General features: G+C 59.4%; 19 protein-coding genes and 1 riboswitch. Of the genes, 9 read left to right on the top strand and 10 right to left on the bottom strand.

From position 1 onward, the window contains the following. The first annotated feature begins 327 nt into the window (after positions 1-327). From gor to ACRZ94_RS02455, 5 genes are all read left to right on the top strand, one after another. Positions 328-1,686, top strand: coding sequence for a glutathione-disulfide reductase (gor, locus tag ACRZ94_RS02475; protein WP_480650540.1), 1,359 nt, complete (start codon positions 328-330; stop codon positions 1,684-1,686). A gap of 72 nt (positions 1,687-1,758) precedes the next feature. Then, entirely contained in the window at positions 1,759-2,904 is a 1,146-nt protein-coding gene (hflK, locus tag ACRZ94_RS02470) for an FtsH protease activity modulator HflK (protein WP_480650542.1), read from the top strand. Continuing rightward, on the top strand, positions 2,904-3,782 hold the full coding sequence (gene hflC, locus ACRZ94_RS02465; RefSeq protein ID WP_480650544.1) for a protease modulator HflC: 879 nt from the start codon (positions 2,904-2,906) through the stop codon (positions 3,780-3,782). Before hflK ends, hflC begins: the two co-directional genes overlap by 1 nt. Then, positions 3,782-3,976, top strand: a complete 195-nt coding sequence (locus ACRZ94_RS02460; RefSeq protein ID WP_480650545.1) for a DUF2065 domain-containing protein — start codon at positions 3,782-3,784, stop codon at positions 3,974-3,976. The genes hflC and ACRZ94_RS02460 overlap by 1 nt, the downstream gene beginning before the upstream one ends. A gap of 185 nt (positions 3,977-4,161) precedes the next feature. Then, the gene (locus ACRZ94_RS02455) at positions 4,162-5,598 is read left to right on the top strand and encodes a Do family serine endopeptidase (RefSeq protein ID WP_480651435.1); all 1,437 of its coding nucleotides are present in this window, start codon (positions 4,162-4,164) and stop codon (positions 5,596-5,598) included. 215 nt (positions 5,599-5,813) lie between these two features. Here the strand turns inward: ACRZ94_RS02455 and ACRZ94_RS02450 are convergent, their stop codons facing one another. The 5 genes from ACRZ94_RS02450 to ACRZ94_RS02430 form a co-directional block, all read right to left on the bottom strand. Continuing rightward, entirely contained in the window at positions 5,814-6,482 is a 669-nt protein-coding gene (locus ACRZ94_RS02450) for a Crp/Fnr family transcriptional regulator (RefSeq protein WP_480796595.1), read from the bottom strand. 152 nt (positions 6,483-6,634) lie between these two features. After that, on the bottom strand, positions 6,635-7,240 hold the full coding sequence (locus ACRZ94_RS02445) for an inner membrane-spanning protein YciB (protein ID WP_480796594.1): 606 nt from the start codon (positions 7,238-7,240) through the stop codon (positions 6,635-6,637). Between the two features lie 16 nt (positions 7,241-7,256). Continuing rightward, a complete protein-coding gene (locus tag ACRZ94_RS02440; protein ID WP_480650551.1) occupies positions 7,257-8,159 on the bottom strand; it encodes an EamA family transporter in 903 nt (300 codons plus the stop codon). Positions 8,160-8,244: 85 nt separating this feature from the next. Beyond that, entirely contained in the window at positions 8,245-9,396 is a 1,152-nt protein-coding gene (gene ftsY, locus ACRZ94_RS02435) for a signal recognition particle-docking protein FtsY (RefSeq protein WP_480650553.1), read from the bottom strand. Positions 9,397-9,454: 58 nt separating this feature from the next. Next, positions 9,455-10,093, bottom strand: coding sequence for a lysoplasmalogenase family protein (locus ACRZ94_RS02430; protein WP_480650555.1), 639 nt, complete (start codon positions 10,091-10,093; stop codon positions 9,455-9,457). Positions 10,094-10,209: 116 nt separating this feature from the next. Between ACRZ94_RS02430 and ACRZ94_RS02425 the strand changes: the two genes are divergently transcribed. Then, the gene (locus ACRZ94_RS02425) at positions 10,210-10,605 is read left to right on the top strand and encodes a hypothetical protein (RefSeq protein ID WP_480650557.1); all 396 of its coding nucleotides are present in this window, start codon (positions 10,210-10,212) and stop codon (positions 10,603-10,605) included. A gap of 3 nt (positions 10,606-10,608) precedes the next feature. Here the strand turns inward: ACRZ94_RS02425 and xseA are convergent, their stop codons facing one another. Further along, on the bottom strand, positions 10,609-12,102 hold the full coding sequence (xseA, locus tag ACRZ94_RS02420; protein WP_480650559.1) for an exodeoxyribonuclease VII large subunit: 1,494 nt from the start codon (positions 12,100-12,102) through the stop codon (positions 10,609-10,611). A 75-nt stretch (positions 12,103-12,177) separates the two neighbouring features. Here xseA and purD point away from each other — a divergent pair, with 75 nt between their 5' ends. Further along, positions 12,178-13,440: a phosphoribosylamine--glycine ligase gene (purD, locus tag ACRZ94_RS02415; protein WP_480796593.1), complete on the top strand. Its 1,263-nt coding sequence runs from the start codon at positions 12,178-12,180 to the stop codon at positions 13,438-13,440. Positions 13,441-13,531: 91 nt separating this feature from the next. Here the strand turns inward: purD and ACRZ94_RS02410 are convergent, their stop codons facing one another. Both ACRZ94_RS02410 and ACRZ94_RS02405 read right to left on the bottom strand, forming a co-directional pair. Then, the gene (locus ACRZ94_RS02410) at positions 13,532-14,320 is read right to left on the bottom strand and encodes an FG-GAP repeat domain-containing protein (RefSeq protein ID WP_480650563.1); all 789 of its coding nucleotides are present in this window, start codon (positions 14,318-14,320) and stop codon (positions 13,532-13,534) included. Further along, positions 14,320-14,643, bottom strand: a complete 324-nt coding sequence (locus ACRZ94_RS02405) for a 2Fe-2S iron-sulfur cluster-binding protein (protein ID WP_480650565.1) — start codon at positions 14,641-14,643, stop codon at positions 14,320-14,322. The genes ACRZ94_RS02410 and ACRZ94_RS02405 overlap by 1 nt, the downstream gene beginning before the upstream one ends. A 127-nt stretch (positions 14,644-14,770) precedes the next feature. Here ACRZ94_RS02405 and ACRZ94_RS02400 point away from each other — a divergent pair, with 127 nt between their 5' ends. Continuing rightward, the gene (locus ACRZ94_RS02400; RefSeq protein WP_480796592.1) at positions 14,771-15,142 is read left to right on the top strand and encodes an OB-fold nucleic acid binding domain-containing protein; all 372 of its coding nucleotides are present in this window, start codon (positions 14,771-14,773) and stop codon (positions 15,140-15,142) included. A gap of 301 nt (positions 15,143-15,443) precedes the next feature. On the opposite strand, the gene ACRZ94_RS02395 is transcribed toward ACRZ94_RS02400, so the two are convergent. Both ACRZ94_RS02395 and ACRZ94_RS02390 read right to left on the bottom strand, forming a co-directional pair. Further along, entirely contained in the window at positions 15,444-15,938 is a 495-nt protein-coding gene (locus ACRZ94_RS02395) for a hypothetical protein (protein WP_480796591.1), read from the bottom strand. 115 nt (positions 15,939-16,053) lie between these two features. Next, positions 16,054-16,743, bottom strand: a complete 690-nt coding sequence (locus ACRZ94_RS02390; protein ID WP_480796590.1) for a glutathione S-transferase N-terminal domain-containing protein — start codon at positions 16,741-16,743, stop codon at positions 16,054-16,056. Positions 16,744-16,861: 118 nt separating this feature from the next. Beyond that, positions 16,862-16,939: riboswitch (SAM riboswitch) on the top strand. Positions 16,940-16,998: 59 nt separating this feature from the next. On the opposite strand from ACRZ94_RS02390, the gene metZ reads away from it, so the two are divergent. Next, on the top strand, positions 16,999-18,189 hold the full coding sequence (metZ, locus tag ACRZ94_RS02385; RefSeq protein ID WP_480650573.1) for an O-succinylhomoserine sulfhydrylase: 1,191 nt from the start codon (positions 16,999-17,001) through the stop codon (positions 18,187-18,189). Positions 18,190-18,348 lie beyond the last annotated feature (159 nt).

The raw sequence follows: 18,348 nt of genomic DNA, 5'->3' as shown, positions 1-18,348 counted from the left end.
TGTTCAGGGGGTGCAGCGCTGCCGGCCGTGTATTTTGGGTATGCTCTGCGCGTAGAGACTCAATTGGTGAAGTTTTTCCACGCTGACACAGTGCAAGGTAACAATTCGTCTATTCAACGGCCGCAGTTCTGCGGACTTTCCGTTGAAACGAATTCCGCAGCGCATATCTGACCAATTCATCGACGCGCTGCGACACTATTGGCCTGATCTGGACAGTCCCCGGAAAGAACAGCTTGCCAATCGTAAGCCTATGGACAGTGGCGCAAGATAGAGTACACCCCTAAGCATCGCGATGGCGCTTGCTGAAATCTGGAAGAGGCACGGTAAATGAGCTTTGATTATGATCTTTTCGTCATCGGAGGCGGCTCGGGCGGGGTGCGCGCGGCGCGCGTTGCGGCGGGCGAAAACGGTGCCAAAGTGGCGCTGGCCGAAGAGGACCGCTATGGCGGCACCTGCGTCATCCGGGGCTGTGTGCCCAAAAAGCTGATGGTCTTTGCCAGTGAGTTTTCCGGCATGGTCGGGGATGCGCGGGAATATGGCTGGGATATTCAACCCGGTGCCTTTGACTGGAGTACGTTCCACGGCAAGCTGGTGACGGAACTGGACCGGCTGGAAGGCATCTATCGCAATATCCTCAAGAACAATGGCGTCGAAAGCTTTGACCAGCGCGCGCATATCGTGGATGCGCATACGGTCGAACTGGCCGATGGTACGCGCAAAACGGCCAAGCATATCCTGATCGCCACCGGCGGACGCCCGGTCGTGCCTGAGTTTCCGGGGTCCGAGCTGGCCATAACTTCGAACGAGATTTTCCACCTGCCCAAGTTGCCCGAAAGCATCCTGATCGTTGGCGGCGGCTATATCGCCAGTGAATTCGCCGGCATCATGAACGGGTTGGGCGTGAAAACCACGCAGTTTTATCGCGGTGCGCAGATTTTGCGTGGTTTCGACGAAGAGGCGCGCGGTCTGATCTGCGAAGAAATGCGTCAGAACGGCATCGACGTGCGTCTGGGCACCAATGTGCTTGAGATGACCAAAGAGGGCGACAAGATCCGCGTTAAGGCGACCGACGGCACCGAGGATCATTTCGACGTGGTCATGTATGCTACCGGGCGCGCGCCGAACGCGGACAATCTGGGGCTTGAGGCCGTGGGCGTCGAACGCGGCCGCAAGGGTGAGATCATCGTGGATGAATACAGCCAGACCGGTGTGCCCTCGATCTATGCCATCGGGGATGTGACTGATCGTGTGAACCTGACCCCGGTTGCGATCCGCGAAGGGATGGCCTTCGTGGAAACTGTGTTCAAAGCCAACCCGACCCCGGTGGATCACGATCTGATCCCGACGGCGATCTTTACCCAGCCGGAATTCGGCACAGTGGGCCTCAGCGAAGAAGAGGCCGCCGCGCAGGAACCGGTTGAGGTGTATGCAACCTCGTTCAAACCGATGCAAAAGGCGTTTGCGGGGGGCACTCAGCGTGTTCTGATGAAGCTGATCGTATCGCAGGCCACCCGCAAGGTGCTGGGCTGTCACATTGTCGCGCCGGGCGCGGGTGAGATGATCCAGCTGGCCGGCATTGCCGTAAAGATGGGCGCTACCAAGGAAGATTTCGACCGCACCGTCGCCGTTCATCCGGTCATGGCCGAGGAACTGGTGACAATGCGGCAACCTGTTCGCACGGCTTGATTTGCAACCGCGCGCACACAAGTTACAAGGGAACCCGTGATCACACGGTCCAACACAAGGGAACAGAGACATATGGCGGGCAACAGCGGTGGCCCCTGGGGCGGCGGAGGCTCCTCAGGTGGCGGAGGAAATCGGGGCAATAACGGGGACGGGCGCAAGCCTCCCGAAGGCGACAGCCCGCAGATCCCCGAGATCGATGAGCTGATGAAAAAAGGCCAGGAACAGCTGCGCGTCCTTATGGGCGGTCGCGGTGGTTCAGGCCGTGGCGGAAACGGTCAGGGCAGCGGTGGGGGTGGTCCCATCTTTACCAAAGGTACTGTGCTGATCGGTCTTGTAGTTGGTGCAGTCCTGTGGGGCGCGGCCAGCTTTTATACCGTCAAACCCGAAGAACAGTCGGTTGAACTGTTCCTGGGTGAGTTTTCGGCCGTGGGCAATCCCGGCCTGAACTTTGCCCCGTGGCCCTTTGTGACGGCCGAGGTTATCCCGGTCACCCGCGAACAGACCGAAGACATGGGCGGCCGGAGCGCAAGTGACGATGGCCTGATGCTGACCGGCGACGAAAACGTGGTCGATATCGACTATCAGGTCGTCTGGAATATCAACGACCCGGCCAAGTTCCTGTTCAACCTGCGTGATGCGCGTCAAACGATCCGCGCTGTGTCGGAATCGGCGATGCGTGAGATCATCGCGCAAAGCGAACTGGCCCCGATCCTGAACCGCGACCGGGGTATCATCGGTGAGCGCCTGCAAGAGCTGATCCAATCGACCATGGACAGCTACGATTCGGGCATCAATATCGTCCGGGTGAACTTTGACAAGGCCGACCCGCCACAGGACGTAATCGCCGCGTTCCGCGACGTTCAGGCCGCCGCGCAGGAACGTGACCGCCTGCAAAACGTCGCCGACGCCTATGCCAACCGCGTTTTGGCCGAAGCGCGCGGTGAAGCCGCGCAGGTATTGGAAGAGGCCGAGGCGTATCGCGCCCAGCAGATCAACAGCGCACAGGGTGAAGCCAGCCGTTTCAGCGCGGTTCTGGAGGAATATTCCAAAGCGCCCGACGTAACCCGCAAGCGTCTGTATCTCGAGCGGATGGAACAGGTTTTGGGTGATGTCGACAAAATCATTCTGGATGAAAACACCGGCGGGAGCGGGCAGGGTGTTGTGCCCTATCTGCCGCTGAACGAATTGCGACGTAACTCGGGCGAGGAGAGCAACTGATGCGAAAGTCACCCATTATTCTCATCCTTGTCGTAATTCTGGGCGTCGTTGGCCTGTCGTCGATCTTTATTGTTGACGAACGCGAGCGCGCCTTGGTTCTGCAATTTGGTCGTGTTGTATCTGTCAAGGAAGACCCTGGTCTGGCCTTTAAAATCCCGCTGATTCAGGAAGTGGTGCGCTACGATGACCGCATCTTGTCGATTGATGTGCAGCCGCTTGAGGTCACACCTCTGGATGATCGCCGGTTGGTGGTCGATGCCTTCGCGCGTTATCGGATTTCAGACTTGAACCAGTTCCGTCAGGCTGTTGGTACAGGTGGTATTCCTGTCGCCGAGAATCGTCTGGACAGTATTCTGCGTGCGGAAACCCGCGAAGTGCTGGGTTCGGTGTCGTCCCGTGACATCCTCAGCTCGGATCGTGCGGCTTTGATGCTGCGTATTCGCAACAGCGCGATTGCCGAGGCGCGGGCGCTGGGCGTGAACGTGATCGACGTGCGTCTGAAGGCAACCGATCTACCGCAAGCCAACCTTGAGGCAACTTTTGACCGGATGAAGGCGGAACGTGAACGTGAGGCCACCGACGAACGTGCTCGTGGTAACGAGGCGGCGCAGCGTGTTCGCGCGCAGGCTGACCGGACCGTGGTCGAACTTGTGTCGGACGCCAACCGTGAGGCCGAGATCATTCGCGGTGAGGCTGACGCCGAACGCAACGCGATCTTTGCAGAAGCCTATGGCGCAGACCCCGAGTTCTTCGAATTCTACCGCTCGCTTACTGCTTATGAAAAAGCACTGGGTGGCGGCAATAGTTCGATGGTTCTGAGCCCGGATTCCGAGTTCTTCAACTACCTGAAATCGCCCACAGGGCAGAGCGGCCAGTAATGGGTCTGATCTTTCTGGCCTTCGGGCTGGTGCTGATTGTCGAGGGGCTGGCCTATGCGCTGGCCCCTTCGCTTATTGAACGCATGCTTGAGGCATTGCGAAGTTTGCCCGAACAGGCGCGGCGGCTGGCCGGTCTGCTGTGCGTTGTCAGCGGTCTGGTGCTGCTTTGGGCCGCATATCAGGTCGGGTTTTAACACGGGGTTTTCAATTGCCGGTGATTTCCCCGCGATCCTTAGTTGCGGGCTTTGACAAACCGACTACATTGGATGCCAAGCAGGGCCGCTTGCGGGCGATCCACCAAGAATTGACGACAAGGAGTTCCCAAGTGCAGGCACAAGCGCGCAGTATTTCCGTCCGGCGGGACGAGGTTGTTGGTTTCATGCGGCTGATGTGGTTGGCCGTTGCAGGGATGCTTCTTGTGCTGGCGCAGACCGTCGCCGCGCAGGCGCGGGGCGAAAGCCTGGCACCCTTGGCCGAAAAGATCAGCCCGGCGGTGGTTAACATCACCACCTCGACCCTGATCGAAAATCAGACGGGCCCTCAGGGCATCGTGCCCGAAGGCTCTCCGTTCGAGGATTTCTTCCGCGAATTTCAGGACCGCAACGGCGATGATCAAAACCGCCCACGCCGCAGCAACGCGCTGGGGTCGGGATTTGTGATCTCTGAGGATGGCTATATCGTCACCAATAACCACGTCATCGCTGAAGCCGATGAAATCCTGATTGAATTCTTCCCGGGCGATGGTCAACCGGTGAAGGAATTGCCTGCCAAGGTGATCGGCACGGATGAAAAGACGGACATCGCGTTGCTCAAGGTCGAGGCGTCAGGCCCGCTGCAATATGTGCAGTTCGGCGACAGCGACGTGGCCCGTGTGGGCGACTGGGTGATCGCAATGGGCAACCCGCTGGGGCAGGGGTTCTCGGTTTCGGCCGGAATCGTATCTGCCCGCAACCGCGCGCTGAGCGGATCGTATGATGACTACATCCAGACAGATGCGGCGATCAACCGGGGCAACTCGGGCGGGCCGCTGTTTAACATGGATGGCGAGGTGATCGGCGTGAACACTGCGATCCTGTCGCCCAACGGTGGCTCGATTGGCATCGGGTTCTCGATGGCGTCGAACGTTGTGATAAAGGTCGTCGATCAGCTGCGCGAGTTTGGCGAAACGCGCCGCGGATGGCTGGGCGTGCGCATTCAGGACGTGACCGAAGATATGGCCGAGGCGATGGGTCTGGACAAACCCGGCGGCGCGCTGATCAGCGATGTGCCGGACGGACCGGCCAAGGATGCGGGCCTGCTGGCCGGGGACGTGATCCTCAGCTTTGATGGGGTCGAGGTCGAGGATACGCGCGGTCTGGTACGGCAGGTCGGCGAGACGACAGTTGGTAAATCGGTCCGCGTGGTCGTGCACCGCGACGGGGGTACTCAGACCGTTCTGGTGACGCTGGGCCGTCGTGAGGACGCCGAGCGCGCCGAAGATGGGGAAGAGGAAACCCCGGATCAACCGGCCGACGAGAACGCGGATATCCTTGGTCTTACGATCTCACCGCTGACCGACACGCTGCGCACGGATATGGGTCTGGATGCCGAGGCGGAAGGTCTGGTTGTGACCGAGGTGGACGAGGCGTCAGAAGCCTTCGCCAAGGGGCTGCGGGCTGGCGATCTGATTACCGAAGCTGGCCAACAAAAGGTCACCTCGATCGAAGACCTCGAAACCCGCATGGAAGAAGCGCGCGAGGCCGGGCGCAAGTCGCTGCTGTTGCTGGTGCGCCGCGGTGGCGAACCCCGGTTCGTGGCGCTGAGCCTCGGCGAGTAGTCAACCGCATCAAATCCAAAAGGGCCGGAGCGTGTTCTCCGGCCCTTTTAATGTCCTGCTGTCAAGAAATGAGCCACACACCGGGGAAGGTGCGTGGCTCTGATACAGGGAGAGGTCAGTGGACAGATATCGGGGATGATTCTCTGACCTCCTACGGTAACATCTATTAACGTAGTCTTAATTTGAGCTTTGATCTGTGAAGCAGATCACAGGGGTCAGATCAGATCGGATTCGGCCAATTCCCGCAGGGCCTCAAAATCCTGAATCATCAGGCCGCCGCGTGTCGCTTCAACCACGTTATCCCGTTTCCAGGTGGAAATGGTCTTGGACACAGCCTCGCGCGTGGCACCGACAAATTCTGCCAGCTCGCTTTGCGATAGGGTGATGCGGTCTGTTGGATTGTCTTGCAATTCGGACAGATGCAGCAGCTTACGGGCCAGGCGGATCGGCATGGGCAGGAAGACCTGCTCATTCAATTGCGAGCCCATCCAGCGCATGCGCAACCCGGCCAGACGGATCAGATCAACGGCCAGATCGGGATGATTGCGCACTTGCGCCATCACATCCTGTTGTCGGACACGCAGAATACGTGAGGGCTCGGCCGCCGACACCGAGGCGGTACGGGGGCCGCTGTCGAACAGGGCGATCTCACCAAATACTTCTCCGGGGCGCATCAGTGTCAGCGACAGTTTGCGGCCGCTCATGGCCAGAAACGAAACCTCAAGCGTGCCTTCCAGAATGGCGTAGAGGGCATCACCCGCGTCGCCTTGTTCAAACAGGACTTCGCCCCGCTCAAGTGAGATTTCGGTCGCCTGAGCGGAAAGCATGGCTTTCAGCCTGTCGGACGCTTCGGACAGAAAGCCGCTGTCAGGGAAAGCCGTCATGAATGTTTGGTGCTCCGGCTGTGAGTGGTGTCACAACTTTCCACAGCTTCGGCATTTAGCCAAGGATTTTTGTCCTGTTTTCCCGGGTTTCACCGCTTGGACGTGGAAAACGCCATAAACGCATGGGGAGAATCTTGCTTTTTACCATTCACCTATTGGTGGTCCGGGTCGTCCATGTAACTTTGCAGCAGATTGAATTGCAACATCAGGAACACCATCAGCGCGATTGGAAACCCGAATGTCTCGATTTTGACCCACAGATCGGTCGACATGGTGCGCCAGACGAATTCATTGGCAACAGCGAGAACCGCAAAGCACCCGCACAGGCGCCGGGTCAGGATCATCCAGCCTTCGTGGCGCATGGGCAGCATCTCATCCAGAACGTAGGCGAGGTAGGATTTGCCCTGCAGCAACCCGATCCCAAGGATGACCGAAAACAGCCCGTAGACCAGCGTGGTTTTCATCTTGAAGAACCGCTCGTCATTGAACCAGGCGGTCAGGCCGCCGAAGAAGATGACCATGAAGGCGGTGAAGATCTGCATCCGGCTGAGTTTGCCCGTCAGGTACCAAAGCACACCCATCGCGGCCAACATGAGCGGCACAAAGATGATCGTGGCGACGATAAACCCCGAATACTCGATCCCGCCGATCAGAAAGCTGTCGTCGCGCAGACGCAGGTAGATAAAGAAGAAGGCCAGCGGCGGGCCCAGTTCCAACACCTGTTTCAGAAACGGATTGATCTTTTTTTCGTCTGTCATGTCGAATTCCTGCTGCTCACCCGCCCATTTCAACTATTACAGCGCCTAGTGCAATCAATGCCATCAACGCAATGCGTCTGGGGCCTACGGTTTCCTTCAAAACCAGCCAACCGATTAGGGCGGCAAAGACGGTTGAGGTTTCGCGCAGAACGGCGGCTTCTCCGACTTTGTCCAGACGTGTGGCCAGCATGATGGCGCCAAATGAAAGCGGGGCGATGATGGCCCCCGCCAACCCGCGCAGCATCAGAGGGCCAAGGGCGGGGCGGTGGATCATGGCGCGGTATCTGAGGGCGGCATAGATCGGCATCGCAAAGCCGTCGATCATGAAAAACCAGGCCAGAAAGGTGAACGGGTCGGCGGTGGCGCGGATGCCGTAGGCGTCATAGGTGGTGTAGAGTGCGACGAACAACCCGGTCGCAACCGCCAGCACCAGCGCAATCCCGAGCGTTTCGCGGTTGGTTTCGAGAAAGTGAAAATTGTAGACGGCGAGGCCAAAGATCCCCGTCAACAGGACAAAGACGCCGAACCATTGCAGCCCGGTAAATGTCTCGGAAAACAGCAGATAGGCCCCGATGACCGTGAATAGCGGCCCGGTGCCGCGGACGACCGGGTAGACGACGGTGTAAGAGCCTTTGGTATAGGCCATCGCTTGCAGAATCTTGTAGGTGATGTGGATCAGCCAGACGACGGCAAAGATGGGCCACATGAAGGGTTCCGGCCAGGGGACGACAAAAAGCGCAAGGGGTGCGGCCATCAGGCAATAGCATCCGTCGATTGCGCCCCGGGACATCCAGGGATCGTGACGACCTTTTTGCAAAGCGCCGAAAGCGGCATGCAGGAAGGCAGCCATCAGGGCCAGACCCAGCGCCAGCCGGTGGCCTGCTTCGGTGCCTTCGAGAGAGATCAGCCAGTCGCTCAATGATCGGCCTTTTGTTGGGTGGAGAAGCCGGGGGTTTTCCACCCCCGGACCCCCGGAGGATATTTTTGGACAGATGAAGTTCGGATCAGCTTTGATCAAGGCCGGTGAGAGCGGCGGCAAATTCTTCGGGGTCGAAGGGGGCGAGATCGTCGATTTGCTCACCTACACCGATGGCATGGATGGGCAGGCCGAACTTGTCTGCCAGAGCGACCAGCACCCCGCCTTTGGCGGTGCCGTCGAGTTTTGTCATCACAAGGCCCGAGACATCGGCCAGCTTACGGAAGGTTTCCACCTGGCTGAGCGCGTTCTGGCCCGTCGTGGCGTCGAGCACCAGTAGGGTGTTGTGGGGGGCGGTGTCGTCGACTTTGCGAATGACGCGGACGATTTTGGCTAGTTCCTCCATCAGGTCAGCTCGGTTTTGCAACCGGCCTGCGGTGTCGATCATCAGAAGGTCTGCGCCGTCCTGTTGCGCCCTTGTCAGGGCGTCGAAGGCGAGGCTGGCGGGATCTGAACCTTCGGGCGCGGTCAGAACGGGGACGCCGGCCCGGTCGCCCCAGACCTGCAGTTGTTCGACGGCTGCGGCGCGGAAGGTATCTCCGGCGGCGATGACGACCTTTTTGCCGGCGGATTTGAACTGGCTGGCCAGTTTGCCGATTGTGGTGGTTTTGCCCGAGCCGTTCACGCCGACGACTAGCACCACCTGCGGACGTTTGGGATAGATCGGCAGGGGTTTGGCCACAGGCTCCATCACGCGCGCCACTTCCTGCGCCAGAAGCTGTTTGATTTCCTGGGTCGAGAGTTTGCGGCCATAGCGCCCTTCGGCCATGTTGGATGTGACGCGCAGGGCGGTATCGACGCCCATATCCGAGGCGATCAGCAACTCTTCGAGCTGCTCCAGCATGTCGTCATCCAGCGCGCGCCTCAGGGCCGTTTTGGCCTCGTTGCGGCCAAACAGGCGACCCAGTACGCCCTTTGCAGGCGCAGCTTCTGGCGGAGGAGAGGCTGGCGTTGGGTCAACGGGCGCTGGATTTTGCACTGCAACGGGTTGCGGCGCTGGTGCTTCGGGAACCGGTTGCGGGGTTTCCGGTGCGGGTTCTGGCTGTGGCTCGGGCTCAGGGATAACTGGTTCAGGTGCGGTTGTTTCCTCACCGCCATCCTCGACGATCGCATCCAGCCCCTGTTCGAGGCGGGACGAGGATTTGAACAGCTTGTCCTTGAGCTTTGAGAAAAACGCCATTTTTGGTCTCCGCAGGTGTTCCCCTCACCTAATGCGGATTTGCGGCAGTTGCAAAGGGTCAGAGGAACGCGGCCAGCAATCCGGCCTGTGCGCCCCAGTACAGCGGCCAGACCAGATAGGGGGTCAGCTTTAAGGCCGGATGGTCGGGGGGCAGCAGGAACTTCTCGGTCGCCAGGATCAGGTCGGATGCGATAAAGGCCATCGCGGCAGGCAGAGCCCACCGCAGCGCGCCGGTTTCGGGCAGAGCCAGAACGGTGATCCCCATGCCCAGAATGATCGGGATGTAAGCCAGAACCGGGATTTTCAGATCCCCGGCGCGGGGGGCAAGCAGGGTGGCGGCGATGATGCCGAGGATGATCAGCGACCAGAAATAGCCGGGCTTGTCGAAGATGACAGACATGTCGCTGGCCGGGTGGGTCAGGAACAGGGCGATATAGGCGATGTGCCCGGCGGCAAAGGCCCCGATGCCCGCCATGAAGGTGCTGTCGGTTTCCCGCGACAACAGCGCATCGCCGATGGCACACAGGGCCAGCGCGGCGACCAGCAAAAGCGGCGCGCTTTGCTGAATTGCGATCACCGCCAACAGGGCGACCGAGGCCGTTTTCAGAACCGACCGCATGGCGCTGGCCGGGCGGGGCGACAGGGGCAGATAGGCCAGTGCACAAAGGCCAGCGAGCCCGAACAATAGGGGTGTCATCAAACCCTCCCTCGTTTTTTTCCAGCATGTTACGGGGCGATGCTGTCGTGCAAGCGGTGACGTTGAGGCAGAAATGGTGATTGGCCTCTGACCAGCGCATCTGACAGAATGCGGCCATGCTCAGACGTCTTGCGATTCTTCTGTTGTTGCCTGCGGTGTCCACCTCTGCACAATCCACCTTGTCGGGGGCAGAGTTCGATGACTATACGCGCGGAAAAACCCTGTTTTACGGATTTGAGGGGCAGGTCTATGGGGTTGAGCGGTATCTGCCCAACCGCCGGGTGATCTGGTCGTTTCTGGATGGCGATTGCAAAGAGGGCGTGTGGTATGAACGCGATGAGCAGATTTGTTTCATCTATGAAGACCGGCTGGACCCGCAATGCTGGGTCTTCACCCGTTCCGGGGCGGGGCTGATCGCGCAGTTCGAAGGCGACCCGGCGCAGACGGAACTCTACGAAGCTGAGGATGTCGGGGAAGAGATGGTCTGTTACGGGCCGGATGTCGGGGTTTAGCGCTTAGAACAGCGACCCCTGATCGGGCGCATCCTTTTTCGGTGTTTTCTTTGGCGCAGGCCGCTTGGCCGCAGGCTGGCCTGTTGTCAGCACACCGTCGGCAAATTCGATTTGCAGCGAGCTGTGTTTTTCGGCCTGCTTTTTCGTCGTCACCACCTGATCATCGGCGCGCACCACCGCATAGCCGCGTTGCAGGGTTGCCTTGTAGCTGAGCGTTTCGCGCAACCGGTCCGTGGCGTCCAGCTGTTGCCGCATCCGGTCCAGACGTGTGGTCTGTGCTGTGTTCATACGTTCGCCCAACCGGGACAGGGTTTGGCGCTGCACCTCAATCTCACGCTGGATGGGACGCAGGGACAGGCGTGAGGACAGGTTGCGCACCGCCTCTTGTCGGCTGGAAACCAGATTGCGCAGGGTTGAGGGGCGCAGATGAGCCGAGAGTTTCACCACTTGCAGATGGCGGTTCTGTACGCCGCGTTCCAGTGCGGGTGTCAGGCGATCTGCAATCAAATCAAGCCGTTGTCGGGGGGTGTTCAACAAGCTGTCCGGGCGCGGCAGGGCGCGGGACAGGTCGCGCAGGCGTTGGCTGCGGCGCTGCACGGCATCGGTCGCGGCGCGGGACAGGCGAGCGCCTTGCTCTCCGGTCCAGGCCAGCATTTCCATGCGCACAGGCACGGCCAGTTCGGCGGCGGCGGTGGGCGTGGGTGCGCGGCGGTCCGAGACGTAATCGATCAGCGTTGTATCGGTTTCGTGCCCGACGGCTGAGATCAAAGGAATATCCGAGGCCGCAGTGGCGCGCGCGACGATTTCTTCGTTAAAGCCCCAAAGGTCTTCGATCGATCCGCCGCCCCGTGCGACGATGATCAGGTCGGGGCGCGGCAGCGCGCCTCCGGGGGTTAGCTGGTTAAAGCCGTTGATCGCATTGGCGACCTCGGGCGCGCAGTTCGATCCCTGCACGGCCACCGGCCAGATCAGGACCTTGCGCGGAAAGCGGTCGCGCAGGCGGTGCAGAATATCGCGGATCACCGCACCCGAGGGCGAGGTGACCACGCCGATGATCTGCGGCAAATAGGGCAGGGGTTTCTTGCGTTCGGGCGCGAACAGCCCTTCGGCCTCAAGCTGTTTCTTGCGTTTCTCAAGCAGTGCCATTAGCGCGCCTTGGCCCGCGACGGCGACCTCATCGACGTTCAGATTGTATTTGGACTGCGCGCCAAAAGCCGTCAGGCGACCGGTGACGACGACCTCCAGCCCTTCTTCGGGGACCACCGACAGGCCCGAGACCTGACCCTTCCACGTGGTGCAGGCCAGCACGTTCTTGTCGTCCTTGATGTCATAATACAGATGGCCCGACCGCGCCTTGAACACGCGGCCAACCTCACCACGCACACGGATTCGGCCAAAGCTGCCTTCCAGCGTCCGTTTCACCTCACCCGAGATGTCCGAAACCGTATATTCTGGAGTGTTTTGGCCGGGAATGGGGTCGTCAAGCAGGTCGGACATTTCAGCGCCTTGTGTCAGATGTCCGCGCAGCTTAGAACGCGCGGCAGGCGAGGCCAAGCAGATCGGAGTGCATTCATGAATATCCTCATTCTCGGCAGCGGAGGGCGCGAACACGCGCTGGCCTGGGCGGTGATGCAGAACCCCAAATGCGACCGTCTGATTGTTGCGCCGGGCAATGCCGGGATTGCGCAGATCGCCGACTGTGCCGCGCTGGATATTGAAAACGGCGGGGCCGTTGTCAGCTTTGCCGATGAAAACGCGATTGATTTCGTGATCGTCGGCCCCGAGGCCCCCTTGGCCACCGGTGTGGCAGATCGTCTGCGCGAGGCCGGGGTGCTGGTGTTTGGTCCTTCGGCAGAAGCGGCGCAATTGGAGGCGTCAAAGAGCTTTACCAAGGAAATCTGCGACGCATCGGGCGCGCCGACAGCCGCCTATGCACGGTTCACCGAGGCCGCGCCGGCAAAGGATTACATCCGGGCGCAAGGCGCGCCGATTGTCGTCAAGGCCGATGGTCTGGCTGCGGGCAAGGGTGTGATCGTGGCGATGGACGAGCAATCCGCGCTGGACGCCATCGACGACATGTTCGGCGGTGCCTTTGGTGGCGCTGGCGCTGAGGTCGTCATTGAAGAGTTCATGGAAGGCGAAGAGGCGTCGCTGTTTGTGCTGTGCGATGGTGAGGACATCCTGTCCGTCGGCACCGCGCAGGACCACAAGCGCGTGGGCGAGGGCGATACGGGCCCGAATACCGGCGGCATGGGGGCTTATTCTCCGGCTCCGGTTCTGAGCGCCGAGATTGAGGCCCGTGCGATGGAAGAGATCGTCAAACCCACCGTGGCCGAGATGAAAAAGCGCGGCATGCCGTTTCAGGGCGTTCTCTATGCTGGTCTGATGATCAAGGACGGCCAGCCGCGTCTGGTGGAATACAACGTGCGTTTTGGCGACCCGGAATGTCAGGTTCTGATGATGCGGCTGGGGGCTCAGGTTCTGGATCTGCTTCATGCTGCGGCCGAAGGACGGCTGAGTGAGGCGCAGGTGAACTGGGCAGATGATCACGCGCTGACCGTGGTGATGGCGGCGAATGGGTATCCGGGGTCTTATGAGAAAGGCAGCGTGATTGGCGGCTTGGACAGTTTGCCCGAAGACAGCAGCAATATGGTGTTCCATGCGGGGACTAAGGCGGCGGACGGGCAGGTATTGGCATCCGGTGGCCGGGTTCTGAACGTGACCGCACGTGGTGAAACGCTGCAGGAAGCGCGCGACAGGGCCTATACGATGGTTGATGGCATTGATTGGCCGGGTGGGTTCTTCCGCCGCGATATCGGCTGGCGCGCGCTTTAGTCGGAAGGGCTCCCGCGCCCTGTCCTTGCATCGCAGATGCAACGCCAAAGGCCTTGGGCCTGGCAGCCCGCTGTCGCGGGTTGCGTCAGCGCTATTGGCAGGACATGACCTGGTTCAGTCTGTCGCCTGAAAAGGGGCCGAGATTTGTCTGCTGCCAACCCTCGTCATAAGACACGCTGACGATGTTGCGCCAATCCGCGCTGGCAACGACCACCTCTGGGCCTGTTTCGCAGTAACGTAACCCGCCAGTGATGAAAGCCTCACCAATGCGGTGATTGGTCAGGCCGGGCAGGGTTGCAATTTCGCTCAGTGCGCCGTCACGAAACCGCCAGATTCGGAGTGTTTTCGCCAGGTGCGGGCGGTCAACATAGGCGATCTCGACATGTCCATCGTTGTCCAGATCCCAAATAGCGGCCGGGGCGAGCCAGCGAAAGCGGGTGCCGATATGGGGTGTGGCGGCGATTTTTTCTCCGCTTGCGTTATAGATGGCGAGTTGCGCGCCAGTGTCTTGCCGGGATTCAACAACGATAACTTCGTTTGTGCCATCCAGATCGACATCTGCAAGACGAGGAGCCAGATCCTCAAACACCCGATCCTTAGGCAACTGGATGGTCAGGACGGTGCGCTTGTTGCCCGGCTGATCGGCTGCCTGATGAGCCGAAGTGTTTTCTACCGTGATCTCCAATGCACCATATTCGATATTGTCACCCAGAACGCCATGAGCGTAGCGTGTCGTAGGGTCTGTGTAACGTGCAGCGATTACGGTTTCTGCGGCTGTGACGACTTCAGTCCCGGCCAGCCACAAGCTTGATGCCAGTAGCGCGCCGCGTGCCCGACTTTGCCACAGGCGAACGGGCAGGCGCGGCGCTTTGGGGATCATCAGATCTGCTTCTCAGGCAGTTGAACGACCAGACCGTCCAGCGCGTCGGTAACCTTGATCTGGCAGGTCAGGCGCGACCGTTCTGGATCGGGTTCATAGGCAAAGTCCAGCATATCCTCTTCCATGTCGTCCTTGGCCGGAACCTTCTCGACCCAGTCGGGGTGGAGATAGACATGGCAGGTCGAGCAGGCACAGGCGCCGCCGCAATCGGCCTCAATGCCGGGAATATTGTTGTCACGGGCCCCTTCCATCACGGTCAGCCCGTTGGCGACGTCGACTGTATGTTCGGTACCGCTGTGCTCGACATAGGTGATCTTTGCCATTGCGTGCGTCTTCCTTTTTCGATTGTCGAATTCTTCCTTATTAAACGCATTTAGGTCTTTCCAGCCTCATTTGCGACTTAACACGCCGCGTCTGGACTTTCTTGTCATTTGTTCTATTTTTGTTCTTATGTTTGTCGCCCCTGTTACCCCAGCAGTTTCAAGCCGAGACTGGCCGCACCCACCTGCCTGTTTGCCCTGTGATCGGCTGGGCGACCCGCCCGAGGGCGCGCGCGTGGCTGTGGCCGGGCTGGTGATCCTGCGACAAAGGCCGGGAACGGCAAAGGGTGTGATCTTTCTGACGCTGGAGGATGAGACCGGCATCGTGAACGTGGTGGTCTGGCGCAAGATGTACGACCAATTCCGCCGCGCGGTGATTTCGGGGCGGTTGCTGAAAGTTACAGGCCGGATGCAGAAGGCTGACGCGGTGATCCATGTCATCGCGGAAGAGATCGAGGATATCTCGGGGATGCTGGATGTGCTGGTACGGGGGGAGGGATAGGTTATGTTGCAGAGACAAATTGCAAGCCGATTACATGAAAGAATAGTGTTGATCTGTCAGTCTAATTACAAAAGCTGTCGGGTATCTCACTATCGGATGATGGCTCTACTACAGCTTTGCCATCGAACCAGACAAGGTGTCGGCCCCAGTCTGCTCCAAACGCGTTCACTGGCGCGAAAACTGCCATTTGGGCGTTTTGATCATCACCAATGTAGTGTAAATTGCGGGCTTCTAGTTCAGGGACACGCATCATCCTCGACCCTTCAATTTGGTAAACCCTGTAGGATTGGTGTTTCGTGAGTCAATGCTCAGCCGTGGTTCCGCTATAGAATTGGACGCCGAGTACCGGGCTTCTGAGAACAGATTCCACGGAATCGCCCCTACCGTCGTCCCAACTGTCAAAAAGACGTGGCGAGATCGTACCGTCTTTGCCAAAAATCCAAGTCCCTGACGGCTTGGTAATCTCAATCCAGCCGTTGTCAAAATAACCCCAAATATAGAGGCGACCGCTGTCAGGGTCGTAAGGGCCAATAACCGGTGTCAAGTCGCCGGTTGGTGACCAAGCGTCATGCCCGAGTTCATTCTCATCGGGAAAGAAAAACTGTAACCGGCCCTCATATGCAGAAATAATGTGGGGTTCCAGGCCGGGAACGTTAGCAGGAACGTTAAAGCGCTCTAGCGGCACTGGGCCTTCGGGACGCGTTAGACAATGTTCAGCAGCGCGGATCTCTTCGGAAGCAATCAAAAGCGCGACAAACGCAGAACAGAGACCTAAAGGACGAGAAACAGACTTCATAAGAGTACCCGGAGCTATCAGAGGTATCCTCATCATAGATTTAAGAATCGCAGAACAAGTGCAGTAGATGTGCAGAGGCGGTGCAAAGCAGTTTTCAGGCTACTACTCGTGTATTTCACCGCTTGAACAAAACCCCTTGCGATTGCTTGTCCCTATGATCCCCGCGCAGTTCCGCGTGCAGCGCGCGGCCGGCCTGAACGCCGGGGCGGGCGCTTACAGTCTCCAGCCAGCGGGTGAAATGGGGTTTGTCCTCAAGCACTTGTTGCTGACCTTCCCAAAGGCTGGCCCAGCCCCAGATCGACATGTCGGCGATGGAATAGAAATCGCCCGCGACGTATTCATTCTCGGCCAGGCGGCGGTCCAGCACGCCGTATAGACGTCCGACCTCGGTGCGGTAGCGGTCTTGTGCGTAGGGCAGATCCTGCGGCGGGTCCATGTTGGGGGCGTATTTCAGAAAGTGATGCGCCTGACCGGCCATCGGGCCGACGCCGCCCATCTGCCACATCAGCCATTCCTCGACCGCGATCCGGTCACGCTCGGTCTCGCCATAAAACCGCCCGGTCTTGCGGGCCAGATACATCAGGATCGCGCCGCTTTCAAAAACCGAGATCGGCGCGCCGTCGGGGCCGTCGGGGTCAACGATGGCGGGCATCCGGTTGTTGGGCGCGATCTTCAGGAATTCGGGGTCGAACTGATCGCCCTTGCCAATGTTGATCAGGTGGGTGGTGTAGGGCAGGTCCATCTCTTCCAAAGCGATGGACACTTTCCAACCATTCGGCGTGGGCCAGAAATACAGATCGATCATGGTCTCTCCTTGGGTTGGGGGGATCATGCGGGTTTTCACCGGATCAGCAAGGGTTGCTTACGAAACCGTGACCAAAGGCCGGGCTTGACGTCAAACGGCCTTGGGCGTATTGCGCTGCCCAAAGCTACGTGGCGATTTGTTACCGGATTGCGGGCCACGCTAAACAACACCGCTAAAAGGTCAGGATGAAAGACCCCTTTCGCTTGGCCGCGTCTGGGGTTTTTTGTTTGCCCCCCGAGGGCTGAAAGGAATGACATGAGCGAGAGCTGGAACAAACGCACCCAAGCCGTCCATGGCGGCATCCGTCGCAGCCAATATAACGAAGTGTCCGAGGCGATCTTTCTGACGCAGGGCTTCGTTTACGAAAACGCCGAGCAGGCCGAGGCGCGGTTTATCGAAACCGGCCCGGATGAGTTCATCTATGCCCGCTATGGCAACCCGACCGTGTCGATGTTCGAACAGCGTGTTGCCGCGCTGGAAGGCGGCGAGGATGCCTTTGCCACTGCGTCCGGCATGGCGGCGGTGAATGCAGCGCTGACCTCGATGCTGAAGGCCGGGGATCACGTGGTGTCGGCCAAGGCTCTGTTCGGCTCGTGCCTGTACATTCTTGAGAACATTCTGACCCGCTATGGGGTCGAGGTGACATTCGTCGACGGCACCGATCTGGAGGCATGGCAGGCGGCAATCCGGCCCGAGACCAAAGCGGTTTTCTTTGAATCCATGTCGAACCCCACGCTTGAGGTCATCGACATCGAAGCGGTCGCAAAACTGGCCCATGCGGTGGGTGCGCTGGTGATCGTGGACAACGTGTTTTCAACTCCGGTCTTTTCGCGTGCGATCCAGCAGGGGGCGGACGTGGTGGTCTATTCGGCGACCAAGCATATCGACGGGCAGGGCCGCGCGCTGGGCGGTGTGATCATCAGCACCAAGGAATTCATCCGCGGCACGGTCGAGCCATACCTGAAACACACCGGCGGGGCGCTCAGCCCGTTCAACGCCTGGGTCATGCTGAAAGGGCTTGAGACGATGGCTCTGCGCGTCAACGCTCAGGCTGAGTCGGCGCAAACCATTGCCGAGGCACTTGAGGGCCATCCGGCGCTGGAGCGTACGCTGTATCCGGGGCTGAAAACCCATGCGCAGAACGCGCTGGTGCAATCGCAGCTGGGTGGTAAGGGTGGCACTGTTCTGTCGCTGGACATCAAGGGCGGGAAGGACGCCGCGTTCAAATTCCTGAATGCGCTGACGATCCCGGTGATCTCGAACAATCTGGGCGATGCGAAATCCATCGCGACCCATCCCGCAACAACCACCCATCAGCGCCTGACGGACGCCCAAAAGGATGAGCTGGGTATCACCCCCGGTCTGATCCGGTTCTCGGTCGGGCTTGAGGATGCGGGCGACCTGCTTGCCGATATTGAGCGCGCATTGGACGTTTCTCAGCAGTAAACGTGGCGTCAAAGCTGTTAGAAACCGGATCAAAGGACTGTGTGTGGGGTGGTAAATTGCTCATCCCGCACCGAAAATCGATCCGGGCTGTGTTTTCCGGCGTATATGGATAAACTGGAAAACGCGCCAAAGCTGTATATAGTCCGGCGATCAACCCCG

It is taken from the genome of Ruegeria sp. CH10, from assembly GCF_056537125.1.
This window is presented reverse-complemented; position numbering and strand designations above follow the sequence as displayed.

Coding starts and splice junctions, on each gene's coding strand:
- gor (WP_480650540.1), top strand. CDS start 328: ATGAGCTTTGATTATGATCTTTTCGTCATCGGAGGCGGCTCGGGCGGG.
- hflK (WP_480650542.1), top strand. CDS start 1,759: ATGGCGGGCAACAGCGGTGGCCCCTGGGGCGGCGGAGGCTCCTCAGGT.
- hflC (WP_480650544.1), top strand. CDS start 2,904: ATGCGAAAGTCACCCATTATTCTCATCCTTGTCGTAATTCTGGGCGTC.
- ACRZ94_RS02460 (WP_480650545.1), top strand. CDS start 3,782: ATGGGTCTGATCTTTCTGGCCTTCGGGCTGGTGCTGATTGTCGAGGGG.
- ACRZ94_RS02455 (WP_480651435.1), top strand. CDS start 4,162: ATGCGGCTGATGTGGTTGGCCGTTGCAGGGATGCTTCTTGTGCTGGCG.
- ACRZ94_RS02450 (WP_480796595.1), bottom strand. CDS start 6,482: ATGACGGCTTTCCCTGACAGCGGCTTTCTGTCCGAAGCGTCCGACAGG.
- ACRZ94_RS02445 (WP_480796594.1), bottom strand. CDS start 7,240: ATGACAGACGAAAAAAAGATCAATCCGTTTCTGAAACAGGTGTTGGAA.
- ftsY (WP_480650553.1), bottom strand. CDS start 9,396: ATGGCGTTTTTCTCAAAGCTCAAGGACAAGCTGTTCAAATCCTCGTCC.
- ACRZ94_RS02430 (WP_480650555.1), bottom strand. CDS start 10,093: ATGACACCCCTATTGTTCGGGCTCGCTGGCCTTTGTGCACTGGCCTAT.
- ACRZ94_RS02425 (WP_480650557.1), top strand. CDS start 10,210: ATGCTCAGACGTCTTGCGATTCTTCTGTTGTTGCCTGCGGTGTCCACC.
- xseA (WP_480650559.1), bottom strand. CDS start 12,102: ATGTCCGACCTGCTTGACGACCCCATTCCCGGCCAAAACACTCCAGAA.
- purD (WP_480796593.1), top strand. CDS start 12,178: ATGAATATCCTCATTCTCGGCAGCGGAGGGCGCGAACACGCGCTGGCC.
- ACRZ94_RS02410 (WP_480650563.1), bottom strand. CDS start 14,320: ATGATCCCCAAAGCGCCGCGCCTGCCCGTTCGCCTGTGGCAAAGTCGG.
- ACRZ94_RS02405 (WP_480650565.1), bottom strand. CDS start 14,643: ATGGCAAAGATCACCTATGTCGAGCACAGCGGTACCGAACATACAGTC.
- ACRZ94_RS02400 (WP_480796592.1), top strand. CDS start 14,771: ATGTTTGTCGCCCCTGTTACCCCAGCAGTTTCAAGCCGAGACTGGCCG.
- ACRZ94_RS02395 (WP_480796591.1), bottom strand. CDS start 15,938: ATGAAGTCTGTTTCTCGTCCTTTAGGTCTCTGTTCTGCGTTTGTCGCG.
- ACRZ94_RS02390 (WP_480796590.1), bottom strand. CDS start 16,743: ATGATCGATCTGTATTTCTGGCCCACGCCGAATGGTTGGAAAGTGTCC.
- metZ (WP_480650573.1), top strand. CDS start 16,999: ATGAGCGAGAGCTGGAACAAACGCACCCAAGCCGTCCATGGCGGCATC.